This is a genomic window from Ethanoligenens harbinense YUAN-3 (genome assembly GCF_000178115.2).
In the GTDB taxonomy this organism is placed as follows: Bacteria; Bacillota; Clostridia; order Oscillospirales; family Ethanoligenentaceae; genus Ethanoligenens; species Ethanoligenens harbinense.
On sequence record NC_014828.1, the window covers coordinates 890990 to 905143 of the forward strand.

General features: G+C 57.6%; 14 protein-coding genes. 1 reads left to right on the forward strand and 13 read right to left on the reverse strand.

All coding sequences use genetic code 11. The features are described from left to right. Positions 1 to 12 precede the first annotated feature (12 nt). Genes ETHHA_RS04155 through ETHHA_RS04175 form a run of 5 tightly spaced genes read right to left on the reverse strand, consistent with a single transcriptional unit; the run spans position 13 to position 3101 of the window. Positions 13 to 333 (reverse strand): hypothetical protein, encoded by a 321-nt coding sequence (locus ETHHA_RS04155; RefSeq protein ID WP_013484753.1) that lies wholly within the window; start codon positions 331 to 333, stop codon positions 13 to 15. Between the two features lie 36 nt (positions 334 to 369). Beyond that, positions 370 to 1230 (reverse strand): PTS system mannose/fructose/sorbose family transporter subunit IID, encoded by an 861-nt coding sequence (locus tag ETHHA_RS04160; protein WP_013484754.1) that lies wholly within the window; start codon positions 1228 to 1230, stop codon positions 370 to 372. 1 nt (position 1231) lies between these two features. Then, a complete protein-coding gene (locus tag ETHHA_RS04165) occupies positions 1232 to 2098 on the reverse strand; it encodes a PTS mannose/fructose/sorbose/N-acetylgalactosamine transporter subunit IIC (RefSeq protein ID WP_013484755.1) in 867 nt (288 codons plus the stop codon). 36 nt (positions 2099 to 2134) lie between these two features. Continuing rightward, positions 2135 to 2635 carry a PTS sugar transporter subunit IIB gene (locus tag ETHHA_RS04170; protein WP_013484756.1) on the reverse strand — a complete coding sequence of 167 codons (501 nt, stop codon included), beginning with the start codon at positions 2633 to 2635 and terminating at the stop codon, positions 2135 to 2137. Between the two features lie 40 nt (positions 2636 to 2675). Then, a complete protein-coding gene (locus ETHHA_RS04175; RefSeq protein ID WP_013484757.1) occupies positions 2676 to 3101 on the reverse strand; it encodes a PTS sugar transporter subunit IIA in 426 nt (141 codons plus the stop codon). A 215-nt stretch (positions 3102 to 3316) separates the two neighbouring features. On the opposite strand from ETHHA_RS04175, the gene ETHHA_RS04180 reads away from it, so the two are divergent. Then, positions 3317 to 5071 carry a class I mannose-6-phosphate isomerase gene (locus tag ETHHA_RS04180; protein ID WP_013484758.1) on the forward strand — a complete coding sequence of 585 codons (1755 nt, stop codon included), beginning with the start codon at positions 3317 to 3319 and terminating at the stop codon, positions 5069 to 5071. Positions 5072 to 5286: 215 nt separating this feature from the next. On the opposite strand, the gene ETHHA_RS04185 is transcribed toward ETHHA_RS04180, so the two are convergent. The 8 genes from ETHHA_RS04185 to ETHHA_RS04220 all read right to left on the reverse strand — a co-directional run bounded on the left by ETHHA_RS04185 (position 5287) and on the right by ETHHA_RS04220 (position 14130). Beyond that, complete coding sequence (locus ETHHA_RS04185; protein ID WP_013484759.1) at positions 5287 to 6594, reverse strand: ABC transporter substrate-binding protein; 1308 nt, start codon at positions 6592 to 6594, stop codon at positions 5287 to 5289. Then, positions 6591 to 7268, reverse strand: a complete 678-nt coding sequence (locus ETHHA_RS04190; protein WP_013484760.1) for a response regulator transcription factor — start codon at positions 7266 to 7268, stop codon at positions 6591 to 6593. Before ETHHA_RS04190 ends, ETHHA_RS04185 begins: the two co-directional genes overlap by 4 nt. Before the next feature lie 5 nt (positions 7269 to 7273). Beyond that, the gene (locus tag ETHHA_RS16020; protein WP_013484761.1) at positions 7274 to 8581 is read right to left on the reverse strand and encodes a sensor histidine kinase; all 1308 of its coding nucleotides are present in this window, start codon (positions 8579 to 8581) and stop codon (positions 7274 to 7276) included. A 12-nt stretch (positions 8582 to 8593) separates the two neighbouring features. After that, a complete protein-coding gene (locus ETHHA_RS04200; protein WP_013484762.1) occupies positions 8594 to 9565 on the reverse strand; it encodes a sugar ABC transporter substrate-binding protein in 972 nt (323 codons plus the stop codon). A gap of 156 nt (positions 9566 to 9721) precedes the next feature. Beyond that, positions 9722 to 10291 carry a manganese efflux pump MntP gene (locus ETHHA_RS04205; RefSeq protein ID WP_013484763.1) on the reverse strand — a complete coding sequence of 190 codons (570 nt, stop codon included), beginning with the start codon at positions 10289 to 10291 and terminating at the stop codon, positions 9722 to 9724. 96 nt (positions 10292 to 10387) lie between these two features. Further along, positions 10388 to 10981: a P-loop nucleotide/nucleoside kinase family protein gene (locus ETHHA_RS04210; RefSeq protein ID WP_013484764.1), complete on the reverse strand. Its 594-nt coding sequence runs from the start codon at positions 10979 to 10981 to the stop codon at positions 10388 to 10390. Between the two features lie 264 nt (positions 10982 to 11245). Beyond that, positions 11246 to 12658, reverse strand: a complete 1413-nt coding sequence (locus tag ETHHA_RS04215) for a glycoside hydrolase family 32 protein (protein ID WP_049776543.1) — start codon at positions 12656 to 12658, stop codon at positions 11246 to 11248. Between the two features lie 44 nt (positions 12659 to 12702). Continuing rightward, complete coding sequence (locus ETHHA_RS04220; RefSeq protein ID WP_013484766.1) at positions 12703 to 14130, reverse strand: sucrose-specific PTS transporter subunit IIBC; 1428 nt, start codon at positions 14128 to 14130, stop codon at positions 12703 to 12705. Positions 14131 to 14154 lie beyond the last annotated feature (24 nt).

Here is a 14154-nt window from a genome sequence, read left to right on the forward strand (position 1 = left end):
CATGACGTACATTCACTTCGATTCCGCAATGTTGTTCAGATGCGCTACGTTCTTTTTCCCATGACAGATGCTCAGGTGCACCAGCAGCGCGCCGGCTGCGAACAATCCGGTAGCTACCAGGCCGATCACGCCTACGGCGAACGGAAGCATTTTGTTAACCAGCCCGCAATAGGCAAGAATCAGACCGAAAGCTGAAAAGATGGAGGCGTTCAGCCGCCATTTTGCCAACTGTTCCAGCGCGTGCGTCTGCATGTCGGCTTCTTTCCGCAGCTGCTTACGCGCCGCCTGCCCGCTCAGGGGCGGATGGCTTTCGCCCGTTTTTACGTTATTCATGCTGTATCGCTCCCATTCTCCGCAGACGGGTTGTTTTTAGTATTTGAGGCCCGGGTTGAAGAAGCCCACAAGGCAACCGAAAAAGGCGACGGCTACGAGGATGAGCATCACAATGACCGGGGAGAGGTTCTTTTTGGTCATCAGCCACCAGCAGAAGATAACGGTGGCGGCGGTCAGCAGACCGGGGTAGATATTGTTGAGCGTTTTTTGCAGGTCGAGGATGGTCACTTTGCCGTTCATAATCGTCAGCGCGGTGGTGACATGGATCCAGGAGGCCGACACGCCGCCGATAACGATGGTGCCGATCATGGTGATGGCTTCGCGCATGGCGTTGGCTTTTTCACCGACGAGGATCTCCACGGCGCGGCCGCCGAGACGGTAGCCGAGGTTGAACAGGAAGCGCATGCCGAAGATGGCGATGAGGTTCCAGACCACCATGTAGAAGATCGGACCGAGCGGGGAACCGCCGCCGGACATACCCAGCGAAACGCCCAACAGGATCGGGATGAGTGTGCCGACTACCAGCGAGTCGCCGATGCCGGCGAGCGGGCCCATGAGACCGGCGCGGATGGCGTTGATCGCTTCGCTGTCGATCGGCTCACCGTTTGCTTTGGCTTCTTCCATGCCGACCGTCATGCCTACCACCACGGAACCGACCTGCGGCTCGGTGTTGAAGAATACACGGTAGGTCTCCATAGCCTCGATCTGCTCTTCCTTGGTGTCATAGAGCTCTTCGATGACCGGCAACATGGCGCACATATAGCCGAAGGTCTGCATATGCTCCTGGGAGAAACAGGTGAGGTTGCCGTAAAACCATTCGCGGAAGGATTTTTTCAAGGTCTTTTGCGATACCTTTTTTACAGGCGTTTGGATCGTCTTTTCAGCAGTAGCAGCCATTTCAGATATCCTCCTCATCATCGTCAGTTGTGGACAATTCGCCCGACGAGGTAGCAATCGCCGCCTTTTTGCTTGCTTTCAAGGCGACCATCTGGATGTTGTAGGTGATGACGGCGAAGAACCCGGCGACCAGCGCGGCCGAAACAAGGTTCAGGCCCATGATGGCGCAGAGGGTGAAGCCGAAGAAGAAACTGAGAAAATGAACTGGTTTGGTGATGACCTGTTTGAGCAGGATCGCAATACCGACGGCAGGAAGCAGGCTGCCCAGAGTGAACAGTGTCTTCATGGCGATGCCGTCCATCGGCAGGTAGGTTTTGATGGCGCTGACCATGGAGGAACCGACCAGGTTGATGGCAAACGCGGGGATAAAGCTGCAGATGATGTGCGAGATCCACGGCAGGCCTTTATTGACCAGGTAGACCCTGTGCAGATTGCCCTCCTCGATGGCTTTCCAACCGATGTGCTGCCACACCAGGTTGATGGTGGCGGTCAAGTAGAAGAGCACGGTGCCCACGGTGCCCACGGCGGCGCCCAAGCTGGTGGCCAGCTGCTGTGCCTGCGTGGTGGCTGGGGAGATGCCCAGGCCTTTGATGGCCATGATGGCGAGCGGGATGCCGATGTAGCTGACGGCACGCACGTCGGCCGAAACGGTGCCGCCCGGCGTGACCAGTGCGATGTACACGATCTGGATCGCCGCGCCGACGATGACGCCGGTGGTCACATCCCCCATGATGAGACCGACGATCAGGCCCGCAACCAGCGGACGGCCGAGCGTGTAGTTGCCGATGGTGGTACCGCCCATACCGGGGAGACTGGCCAAGCATGCAAACAGGCCCAGCAGGGCTGCCTGCAGAATGTTGATTGACATGGGATCACCCATCCTTTCCAATTACCCTCAGGTTTGTTAATCTTTATATCCAAACTGGCCGCGGAATTTTTCCCATGGCCCGATGGCGGCTTCTTTGATCAGGGCGAAATTGATTTTATACCCGGCTTTGTAGATACGTTCCAGCGCCTCCGCTTCTTCTTTCGTGATGGACTGGTTGTTGCCGAGTTTGACGGTGCCGGGGCGGTCGTTGCACGGCCCGATGATGACTTCCTTGATGCCGGGCTGGAATTTGTCATCCGCCAGAATCTTGGCCATGGTGAGCGGCTCTTTGGTGATGAGGAAATACCGGCTGTCGGAATCCAGCACCTTCTGGCATTTTGTTTTCCATTCCTCATAGGTCCAGACGAAGGTTTTTTTGCCGGCTGCGGCGTTTTTGTATGCCGCCTTGAGCACCGGCGTGCTCGCCGCCTTGTCGTTAACGGCCACGATGCCGTCACACGGATATTCCAGTGCCCAACGGGTGCAGGTCTGTCCGTGCACCATGCGGTCGTCTACGCGGATAAAAGAAATGGACATATTCAGTTTCCTCCCTTATACAGATACATTACGGACTGGTTCAGATCTCGTCCTCTTCACCGATTTCCAACTGCATGGCCCGAAGTTGGCTGTGTGCCTCCTCCAGAATGGCTTCACGGACCGCGTCTTTGTCACTCAGGGTTTCGTCCAGCATGGCGGCTGTGATCACCATCGGCAGGTTCATGCCGGCGAGCGCGACGGTGTTGCCCAACAGGCCCGCTTCGGAAAGGGTGTTCAGCGCGTTGGTCATGGGCGAACCCTCGGCCAGGTCGGCCAGCAGAATGACATGGTCTTCGGCTGTGATCCCTTTGATGCGTTCGCGGAAGTTTTCCACGTAGACATCCGCGCCCATGCCGTCGAGCATGCTGTTGACCAGCAGGTTGTTCTGCGGCCCGATGAGCATGGAGGTCGCGTTCGCCAGACCGGGAGCAAATTCCCCGTGGCTGACTAGTATAATATATCTCAAAACCGTCAACTCCTTTAAATAATTTTGTTTGTTTTGACAATACACAGTTTAACAAAAAGTTCACACAGTTTCATCTGTATTTTGTCATTAGTTTTACATGACAATTGTCATGTTTCGGTTTCTGTACTTGATTTATAAAAAAATGCGACATATTATATGATTGTTGGACAATGTGCATAACCGAAAATAAGACAGCTTTTTGAGGAAGTGTAGCGATGCAGAAGACCAGTTTGTATGACAAAACGCCCCGCCTGTGCATAGAAGGTGTGCAACACGTTGCGTGGAGGGGATATGAGGACATTGCGGTGGAGCTGACGGCGGCTGTGCGACGGCACGGCCGGCAAAAGACGATTCTTGCCGTTGACTGTTATGAGGGCGTGCGGGAACGGGAAGTGCTGCCCGCCCTTATCAACGGGCTTGCTCCGGCGGCGGTGGTGCGGACGGACGACGCCCTGCCCGATGCCGAGACGATTGAGAGGATGCTCCGCCTGCATCTCACCGACGACAGGGTGTTTGGCATCCTGTGCCATTATCCCATCGAATCGTTTTTCGACCCGCACAAATGGCGGCGGTTGCAGGAGGAGGTACGGGAATGTCCGGAAGGGCTCGTGCTGGTGTACGGCCCGGGGGCGGCCCTGTTGACACATCCGGATATTCTGGTCTATGCCGATATGGCGCGCTGGGAGATCCAGCAGCGCTTCCGTGGCGGTGAACTGGCCAACTGGTGCGCCGACAACCGTGGGCAGGACCCGCAGTTACAATATAAGCGGTCCTTTTTTGTCAACTGGCGGGTGCTGGACCGTTATAAGAAGACCCTGCTGCCCGGCCTGGATTATCTGCTGGATACCAACGCCAGAGACGATCCCAGGCTGCTGACCGGCGCCGCCCTGCGCGAGGGCTGGCGACAGGCGGTGCGCCGCCCATTCCGGTTGGTGCCGTATTTTGACCCTGGCGTGTGGGGCGGGCAATGGATGAAGCGGGTCTGCGGCCTCGACCCGGATAAGCCCAATTATGCCTGGTGCTTTGACTGCGTGCCGGAGGAAAATAGTTTGCTGTTTGAGGTGGATGGCGTCACGGTGGAAACGCCCGCCATCGATCTGGTGTTTGCGCAACCCAAAGCACTGTTGGGCGAGCGGGTGCACGCGCGCTTCGGCGCGGAATTTCCCATCCGTTTCGATTTGCTGGACACGATGGGCGGCGGCAATCTGAGCCTGCAGGTACATCCGCTCACCGAATACATCCAGGATGCGTTCGGCATGCATTACACGCAGGACGAGAGTTATTACATCTTGGATGCAGAGAAAAATGCCTCGGTTTACCTCGGCGTGAAAGAGAAAACCCGGCCGGCACAACTGATCTCGGCGCTAAAGCAGGCACAGAAAACCGGGCGGTTCGACGCGGAGCGGTTCGTCAACCGGCTGCCTGCCAAAAAGCATGACCACTTTCTTATACCCGGCGGCACCATTCATTGTTCCGGTGCGGGCACCGTGGTGCTGGAGATCAGCGCCACGCCGTATATTTTCACATTTAAGCTATGGGACTGGGGACGTCTGGGCATGGACGGCCGCCCGCGTCCGGTGCACCTCGGGCACGGTGCGAAAAACATCCAGTTTGACCGGGACACCGCATTTGTCCGCTCACAGCTGGCCGGGCAGGCCGGACAGGTTGCCTCCGGAGATGGCTGGACAGAGGAAGCCACCGGTCTGCACGAGCGGGAGTTCATCGAAACGCGCCGCCACCGGTTTTGCAGGACGGTTGCACACGACACGGGCGGCGGTGTCAATGTACTCAACTTGGTCGAGGGAGAGGAAGCGGTGGTGGAAAGCCCGGAGAGCGCGTTTGCGCCGTTCACGGTGCATTTTGCCGAGACGTTCATTGTGCCGGCGCAGGTCGGCGCGTACACTGTCACGCCCGTGGGGCGCAGTGCGGGACGGGAAATCGTTACCATCAAAGCTTATGTACGCACATAATGTGCCATAGCCATAAAGGAAGGGCGACATGTTTGCCCGGACATTGCCGGAATTCCCACCGCGGAGCCAATGGGTTTCGCAAACTGGGGTTTCGGCCCTGTGCCGGAGATGCGCAGGCTGAAGGCGTAAAAATTGGTTGCTCCCTGCGTGAAAACGAACAAAAAGCGGGCGGATGCATTGCATCCGCCCGCTTTTCCGTGTGGCGTGGTCAGCCGTTATTGCTCCATATAATTCAGGATATCCAGCCGCAGGGTGGCAAGTGCCGGTTCGATATCCCCGCCGTTGGAGATCAGAGTGTCGATGCGGCTGTCCGCCATCTGGATAACGCTGCTGTATTTGCGGAATTTGGGCGCGGTCACGGCGCTTTTCATGATTTCATCCAGTGTGGTGGTATCAATGGCCTGCCCGTCCAGATCGCTTTGCGAGAGCAGCGCCTGCGTCTGTGCCGACTCCGTGACTTGTTTCAAGACGGAAACGCCAGGCGAATACTGGAAAATCTGTTGTTGGGTCACAGGGTCCGCGGTGAGCATTTTCAAAAATTCCCACGCCAGCCGGCTGTGCTGCGTTTTGGAGCTGATGCCCATCAGCAGGGTGTTCAGCTCCGAGACATTGCCGCCGCTTGGCCCGGCAGGCATCTTGATGCAGTTCCAGTCGAACCCGGTGTATTTTTTGATACTCCATGGATAAGGCTTGTAGGTGCGGTAATCGGAAAACAAAAACGGGCGGAACGCGACCTGTCCCAGATCGAATTCACGCGACGTGGGTTCCGTGTTGCCTGAAAGCGCCGCGAGGTTTTTGACAAACTGTACCGCGCTCACCACCTTGGCGTTGTTGATATAACAGGCGGTGCCGTTTGCATTGAACAGCGAAGCCCCGTTGGAATAGGCCGCTTCTTGCCAGGTGTAGTCGTAATAGCCAAAGAGGTCCGGGCGGCCGTCGCCGTTGGTGTCGCACGTCACCTGTTTGCAGATGCTGTAGAAATCGTCCCATGTCCAGTTGTTGGAGGGCATGGAGATGCCCGCCTGCTGCAGCAGTGTTTTATTGACGAACATCATCACCGGCACGCTCTCATAGGGCAGGGCGTATTGGCTGCCCTGATACTGCCCGGCGTCGTAGGACGCCTTATAAAAGCTGCCGGGCTTGAAGGAAGAGTCCCCCGCGATGAGGTCGTTGAGAGATTTGAGCGCGCCGATGGAGGAAAAGGTGTTGAAATCGTCCGGTTGCACCATGAACACGTCGGGTGCCTGCCCGAGCAGCATCTGTTCCGACAGCCACTCCGAATAATCGCGTTTCAGGATGCCGCTGGTGTATTTCACCACCACACCCGGGTGGCTTTTTTCAAACCGCTGGATGGTCTGGTCGATGATGCGGTAGCAGTTGCCGTTGGGCACGTCCCAATAGCTGCCGGCCATCATGCCGAACGTGAGCACGGTCTGCTTGGGCCAGAATGTCCAGATGAAAAAGCCCCCCACGGCAAGAGCCGCCGCAATGACCGCCGCAATCAGCCGCCTTTTGTGCTTCATGGCGTTTCTCCTGTTTCCTGGACCAAAATGCCGCTCTGCGTGGCCCAGATGGCCAACTGGGTGCGGTCACGCAGTTCCAGTTTGCTCAGAATGGTGCTGAGATAGTTGCGTACCGTGCCCTCGGACAGATTCAGCTTCCGGGCAATCTCTTTGTTGGAAAGGCCGCGGCCGACTTCCCGCACCACTTGTTTTTCTGTGCGGCTGAGCAGCTCCAGCGTTTTGCCGGCCGTCGGGGAAGTCAGGCTGCTCTGCGCCATTTTGGAAAACATGTGGACGACCTTGGTGGCGACCTCCGCGTTGATGATGGCCTGCCCGGCCGACACTTTGCGGATGGCGCCGGACAGTTCCTCCATCGACACGCCCTTGAGCAGATAACCGCTCGCGCCGTATTTGAGTGCGCTGAAGATATAATCGTCCTCATCGAAAGTTGTCAGGACGATGATCTTGATCTGCGGATACTGCTCCTTGATGATCTTGGTGCACTGCACGCCGTCCACTTCCGGCATGCGGATGTCCATCAGGATCACATCCGGTTGGTCTTTCCGCACGCTGCGCAGCACGTCGCGGCCATCTGCGGCCGTGCCGGTCACCTCCATGTCCGCGTTGGCTCCCAGCACGATCTGCAGGCTTTGCCGGATCAGTTCCTGGTCATCGGCAATGAAAACTCGGATCATCCACTTTACCCCCAACGGATCGGAATTCTGGCAGAAACGGTAAACCCGCTGCCGTTGTCGTAAGAGACGCTGCCGCCCAGCAGACCGACGCGTTCTTCCATATGCTGCAGCCCAAACCCTTTCTGGATGCCGGAGCAGCCGCGGCCCGTGTCGCGGATGGTGAGCAGCAGCCATTTCTCTTTGCGTCCCAGTGTGACGTAGATGCGCTTTGCCTTGCCGTGCCGGATGGCGTTGGTGATGCTTTCCTGCACCACACGGTAGACCGTGTCCTCCTCGTCGGGATCGAAATGCAGCGGCCCGGCCTGGTTGTCATAGGTGATCGCCGTCTGGGTGGCGGTGCCGGCCGCTTCGATCATCTGGCGAAGCGCATCATCCAGAGGCATGTTTTCCAGCATGTCCGGCCGGAGCTTGCTCACGGAACGGCGCACGTCCTTGATACCCTGCCGGGCTACGGTCGAGATGCGCGCCAACTGCTCTTTGGTGCTTTCGGGAGAAAGGTCGATCATGGTTATGCAGGCGTCGATACCGGCGGAAATGCCGGTGAGCGAATGGCCGATGGTGTCGTGTATTTCCCGGGCGAGGCGGTTGCGTTCACGCACCTCGGCAATCTTTTCGGTCTTCTGCGCGTAATCCACCAATTTGGTATTCATCTGCTTGAGCTTCTCATTTGCCCGGTTGACGCGCTCGTTGAGCTGGCGGATGCGCTGGGTCTCTTTCTGCTGTGTGCGCATGAGAATGAGCACATAGAGCAGGAACAGGATGATGTTGACGGAGGAGAAGACGCTGCGGATACCAAGCAGCAGGTTTTGCAGCGCGGTGGAGTAGCCGGTGAGGTATTGCTGGAACGATACCATGGGGATCTGGAGGGAAATAATGTTGTAATCCGCGAAGATGTAGAGGATCAGGGAAATGGCCAGCAGCGCCAGCCGCCGCTCATGCGCTTGGATTCCCGTCATCAGGTCGATGATGATCAGCAGCAGGATGCCGCTGTAGCTCAAATTCAGCGCCAGCGAGACAAGGACGGCCAGCAGTGCTTCAAAGGCAACGGCGATCCATTTGAGGTTGGCGTGCTGCGGCAGATGCGCGCGTTTGTAAAACAGCACGGCGATGAGCGCAAGATAACCGCCGAGCGCCAGCGCGGCCGACCACCAAGGCGAATTGGGCACCACGGAAACCTGATTGAGGAACGCGCGGGCGGTTCCGGTATCGCAGGTGAGATAAGACGCGTGGATGGTGACGATGCAGAGGAATACAATCGCCCCCAGGTTCCAGACGCACATGAGGACATATATCGAAAAAAGACGTTTATACATACGGTTCTCGCCTCACTGCCAGCCGTCCGTTCCAAAATCGCGCACGTTATCCTTTGTAATCAACTGTACCGGTACGGTGACGGCCCGTTCGTGCGGTTTTCCCTCGATGATGAGATTCATTTCCTGCGCGGCCGCTTTTCCAATTTTGGAAGGAAACTGCGCGGCGGTGGCCGTCATGTTGCCTTCTTCGATCATGCCCTTTGCCTCCGGCGAACCGTCTACGCTGTAGACGAGCACTTTGGAGAGCAGACCGTGGTCTTTCAGGGCCGCCATGGCGCCCAGCGCGCTGGGATCGTTCAGTGCCATCACCACATCGGGCTGGGGCGCCTGTTTCAACAGCGTTTCCATCGCGGGCATGGCTTTTTCAAGTTGCCCCATGCAGTCGGCCCGCCCTACGATGTGGAACGTGCCGTGCCCCTTGAGGGTGTCTTCAAAGCCGCGGATGCGGTCTTGGGCCGACTGCGCGCTTTGCTGCTCCAGAATCAGGATATTGCCCCCGGTGCGGGTCCCCAGCAGATTCTGCGCGCAGAGCACGCCCGCGCCGTAGTTGTCGGATGTGACGGTGGAGGCTACAAGCGTCTGATCCGATACCTGCGAATCCACCACCACTACCGGAATACCTGCCTGCCGGGCTTCCAGCAGCACGGGGTGGAGTTTGTTCACATCCACCGGCGTCAGAAAAATGCCGCGCACGTGCATGTGGATGAAGTCTTCGATTTGCTCAATCTGTTTCTGTACGTCCAGTGCCGGGTCGCGGCTGACCAGTGTGTCGCCCCTGGACTCCAGTTCCGCGCGAATCTCATCGTCGATGATCGTATAAAACGGATTGTTTAACGTCATGTAGGTCGCACCGAATTTTTCTCCCTGCGCAGGTGTGGCAACGGATTGGTTGCTGCGGAGAAAGGCGGTGACGGTCATAACCAGCAGCACCAGAATCAGACAGGCGGAAATGAAGATCAAGCGTTTGGAAAAAATGCGGCGCATAGTGGTTTATCTCCCTGACGGCCGGATGGCGTTTGTAGAAAACGACAGTTTCTTCCGAACACACGATGCTGTTTCTGTTTAGAAATATCAATGTTTCCAGTATAGCAAACTCCGCGCGCCTTTACAATTGCAGGGCGCCATTTTATCCGTAAGACGTTACAGGATGCCCAGATGGCTCAGAAGGATTCTGACACCGATGACGATGAGAATCACGCCGCCCGCAATCTCGGCCTTTTTCCGGAAAAACGCGCCGAACCGGTGACCGACGAACACGCCCAACCAGGAAAGTGCGAACGTAACACACCCGATGAGCGTGACCGACGGCACGATCGAACTGTGCAGGAAGGAGAACGTGACGCCTACGGCCAGTGCGTCCAGGCTGGTGGCAATCGCCAGCAGGAACAGCTCTTTCAGGTCGAGCGGGGCATACTTATTCTGGCAGATGACTTCCTTGTCGTGCAGGGCCTCCCAAAGCATTTTTCCACCGATGAACGTGAGCAGCCCGAACGCGATCCAGTGATCCCATTGGGAGATGTAGCGCGAGAACTGCTGCCCCAGCACCCACCCCAGAAACGGCATGAGCGCCTGGAACCCCCCGAAAAACAGGGCAATCACTGCCGCGCGGCGGGGCATGAAGCGCTGCATGCACAGCCCTTTGCAGACCGACACCGCGAAAGCGTCCATCGAAAGCCCGACGGCGATCAGCAACAGTTCCCAGATCCCCATGATATATCCTCCAATAAAACGGCCCGGTCCGCATGGACCGGGGCCGTTTCCATACTTCCGTTATTTTTGTTTTGAGGCTGCGGTATGTGTCCGCGATCAGGCGTTGGTTTCTTCCAAAATGCCCAGCACGCGTTTCATCGAGGCTTGAAATTCCTCCTCGGAGGAATTCTGGAAGAGCAGCAGGTCATCCTTGACGGCTGGATTGTCCAGATTGGACGGGATGCTGAAATTGCAGCCGGCGATATATTCGTCCCAGTGTGCGATCTTCCAGGTGTCGCGGTCGGAGTTGCGGGCGATCATCCGCTGTTTTACGACCTCGATGTCCGTCATCACCCAGATAACGACCAGAGACGCCCCCTTTTCCTTCAGCCGGGCCTTCAGGCTGCCGATATAGGTGTTGTCACGGATCTCGCGTGTGAACGGCGCGTTGATGAGCACGGTATGGTCGTAGTCAAGCGCCTCCAGAGCAAGATCAACGATCGTTTCGTATTCGTAGTCCCGGATATATTTGTTGAAGAAATCCGAGCTGCGGTTGTATTCCTGTTCGGCGACCACGAAGATCTGCTTGGAAAGCGGGATGAGCGTGTCTTTATCCAGATAGACCACATGGCTCAGCGCCTTGGCCAGCTGTTTGGATACATACGTTTTGCCGCTGGCAGGCGGCGATGTGACCAAAATCAGTTTTTTCATACACTTCTCCAGTCCATACAGGCATATCGAAACAAAAATATTATACTGCCGCCGCGCCGAGATTACAATGAGGCTGCCGTGTAAATCGACAGGCCATCCGTCCCGTGAGGTGCCCTGTCTGCCAGGGGTTCTCCGAGGGGGGTGCGCCGCTCCCGCTTTGCTTTCCAAACAAAGAGCCGGCAGCCCGTACCGGAACGGGCCTGCCGGCTCTTATGACGTGTGCCGCAGATGGTACGATTACGGCGGCCGTTTCGGGTGCGCCTGTCAGGCATGCATGGGGTAAAACTCCCCTTTGGTCAAAACAGCTTTGCCCTGTATGCCGACGTGTGTATGGACGGCGTCTTCCTCCAGATAACACCGCAGGGAGAAGACTTCTTCGCCGCCGTTGACGTATATCTCCATAGCCGAGCGGTCGGACAGGATGCGCAGGTCCAGCTTTTCGGGGTGCCGCAGGCGCACCTCACGGACGGGATCGCCGGGCGCGTAAGCGGAGCGGCTGCGGTCGATGCGGAGGACGCTGTCGGCAAATGTGATGCGGATCTCCTGCTGTTCACTCTGCCGGAGGGATAGAGTGAGTGACTGCGCCCGGGTGGTGTCGAATGTCAGCCGCATGTCATAGCAGGCACCGGAAAAGTCCGGCAGTTTGGCGGCTTCGTTTTCCAGCGGCAGAAGCGAGATGCTCTGCTTTTCGCCGTGCAGTCCATCCAGTTCTTCCACCGGCCACTGGAAAAGTTTCCGGTTTTCCATCCATACGGTGCGCGGCACGGTGAGGCAGTGCATCCAGTTTTCTTGCGCGGAGGGTTGGTCTTCTTCTTCCGGCATGCCCATCCAGCCGATCATCAGTGTGCGTTTGCCGGCGGAAAATATTTGCGGCGCGTAGAATTCGAACCCGCGGTCGATCTCTTCAAACGCCGAGCCGCCGATGAACGCACCGGTGCCGTTGAATGTCCGGGGGGCCACGATGTATCCGCACTGATACCGGTTGCGAAACCGCATGCCCCAGGGCTTCAGCCCCTGCGGGCAAAACAGCAGAACGGCGTGCTTTTGGAGCGTGGCCGCGTCGGGCAGTTCAAAGAGGTTCGGACATTCCCACATATAGCCGAAATCGTCCAGTTCCGGGTCGTCGAATTGCAGGGCGCCGTCCAATTTCCAAGAGAGCAGGTCGGGGGAACGATAAAGCAGCGCGCGACCGTGTTCGTCCGTTGTCTGCGCGCCTAAAACGAATGCATAACCGTTTTGATCCGCAAAGACTTTGGGGTCGCGGAAATGTGCGGTATAGCCTGCGGCCGGGCCGGAGAGCAGCGGGTTTCCGGCATATTTGGTAAAATGCTCGCCGTCGTCCGATGCTGCCAGGCACTGATAGGTTTCGCGCTCGCAGCCGTCGTCACGCACATTGCCGGTGTAAAGCAGATGAATCTTGCCGTCCTTCATGACGGCGCTGCCGGAATAACAGCCGCAGCGGTCATACCAGTTGTCCGGCAGCAGGGCGGGGGGCAGCTCTGTCCAGTGGATGAGGTCGGTCGAGCAGCGGTGTGCCCAGCCTACCCGCTTGCCGCCCGGATAGGACGGATTCCATTGGTAAAACACGTGATACTGCCCGTTCTCGTATAGCAGCCCGTTGGGGTCGTTGAGGAACGCGCCGTCTGAAAAGATGTGGTAAAGCGGTTTATAGCTCATAAGCAACTCCTTTTTGGGGAAAGAACGGGGGAGTGTACGGGAGCTCATGCCTGCTGCCCTGCCGGCGTCTGAACCAGCGGAGCAGGTGTATCGTCGTCGGCGTCGAGGTCTTTATCCTGGAAAATCAAGGCCGTGACCAGGAACGCGACGCCGGCCGCGATGCCCATGCCGATGGTATAGTTGACCATGCTCCAGCCGCTGGTGATTGCGATGCCCGGGATGCCGGTGACACCAAGGCCGTTCATGCCGACTTTCATCAGGCCCATGTAGAGACCGCCGATTGCACCACCGATGGCACCGCCGATGAACGGACGGCCGTAACGCAGGTTTACCCCGAAGATGGCCGGCTCAGTGATGCCGAGGAAGCAGCTGAGAGCGGACGGAGGGGCAAGGGCCTTAATTTTTTTATTGGAGGTGCGGAAGTAAACAGCCAGCGCCGCGCCGCCCTGCGCAACGTTGGCCATGGCCCAGATGGGCAGCAGAAAGTTGATCTTGATGGCGGGGTTGGCGAGCAGCCCGGCCTCGATGGCGTGGAAGCTGTGATGGATGCCCGTGATGACAATGGCCGAATAGAAGCCGCCGAAGATCAGGCCGGCGATCGGACCCGCCGCGATGTAGAAGTCTTTGAGGCCGAAGGAGATGCCGTCGCCGATCAGGCGGCCGACCGGACCGATGAACGCCAGTGTGATGAAGCCGGTGAGCAGGACGGTGATAAACGGTGTCAGCAGGATATCCAGCACATTCGGTACAATCTTATGCACAAAATGCTCGATTTTGGACATTACCCAGACCGCGATGAGCACCGGGATGACGGTGCCCTGATAGCCGACCATGGCGATGTGCAGGCCGAAAACATTCAGCGTGGTTGCTTTTTGCAGGCCGAGGTTCCATGCGTTGAGCAGATCCGGGTGGATCATGATGGCGCCGATGACCGCGGCAAGGAATGGATTGGTTTTGAAGGTTTTGGCCGCGCTGAACGCGATGATCATCGGCAGGAAGACGAACGCCGCGTTGGAGAACATATTCAGAAGCTGGTAGAGACCGCTGGTGGTGCCGATGACCTTGAAGCTGGTCAGGGTGTTCAGCAGGCCCATCAGCAGGCCACAGGCCACGATGGCCGGGATGATCGGCACGAAGATGCCCGAGAGCATCCGGCAGAAACGCTGTACGATGTTCAGCTTCTGGGCGGCCGCTACCTTCTGCTCATCCACAGAGGATTCCGTGATATGGGCCCGGTTCACCAGCGCATCATATGCGTCGTTCACCGCGCCTTGGCCAATGATGACCTGGTATTGCCCCGCGCTGGAAAACGCGCCCTTCACGCCGTCGAGCGCGGCGATCTTTTTGGTCTGCGCTTTTGCGTCGTCTTTTAGAACGAAGCGCAGGCGGGTGGCGCAATGTGCGACACTGGAGATGTTTTCTTCTCCGCCGACGAGATCGAGCAGCTCTTCGGCTAGTTTGTTGTAATTCATGATAGTTCCTCCTTCAACCCTCAG

Bases quoted from the DNA above. Each gene is read 5' to 3' on its own strand.
- ETHHA_RS04160 (WP_013484754.1), bottom strand. From the start codon at position 1,230: ATGGCTGCTACTGCTGAAAAGACGATCCAAACGCCTGTAAAAAAGGTA.
- ETHHA_RS04215 (WP_049776543.1), bottom strand. From the start codon at position 12,658: ATGAGCTATAAACCGCTTTACCACATCTTTTCAGACGGCGCGTTCCTC.
- ETHHA_RS04180 (WP_013484758.1), top strand. From the start codon at position 3,317: ATGCAGAAGACCAGTTTGTATGACAAAACGCCCCGCCTGTGCATAGAA.
- ETHHA_RS04210 (WP_013484764.1), bottom strand. From the start codon at position 10,981: ATGAAAAAACTGATTTTGGTCACATCGCCGCCTGCCAGCGGCAAAACG.
- ETHHA_RS04190 (WP_013484760.1), bottom strand. From the start codon at position 7,268: ATGATCCGAGTTTTCATTGCCGATGACCAGGAACTGATCCGGCAAAGC.
- ETHHA_RS04185 (WP_013484759.1), bottom strand. From the start codon at position 6,594: ATGAAGCACAAAAGGCGGCTGATTGCGGCGGTCATTGCGGCGGCTCTT.
- ETHHA_RS04200 (WP_013484762.1), bottom strand. From the start codon at position 9,565: ATGCGCCGCATTTTTTCCAAACGCTTGATCTTCATTTCCGCCTGTCTG.
- ETHHA_RS04165 (WP_013484755.1), bottom strand. From the start codon at position 2,098: ATGTCAATCAACATTCTGCAGGCAGCCCTGCTGGGCCTGTTTGCATGC.
- ETHHA_RS04220 (WP_013484766.1), bottom strand. From the start codon at position 14,130: ATGAATTACAACAAACTAGCCGAAGAGCTGCTCGATCTCGTCGGCGGA.
- ETHHA_RS04205 (WP_013484763.1), bottom strand. From the start codon at position 10,291: ATGGGGATCTGGGAACTGTTGCTGATCGCCGTCGGGCTTTCGATGGAC.
- ETHHA_RS04155 (WP_013484753.1), bottom strand. From the start codon at position 333: ATGAATAACGTAAAAACGGGCGAAAGCCATCCGCCCCTGAGCGGGCAG.
- ETHHA_RS04170 (WP_013484756.1), bottom strand. From the start codon at position 2,635: ATGTCCATTTCTTTTATCCGCGTAGACGACCGCATGGTGCACGGACAG.
- ETHHA_RS16020 (WP_013484761.1), bottom strand. From the start codon at position 8,581: ATGTATAAACGTCTTTTTTCGATATATGTCCTCATGTGCGTCTGGAAC.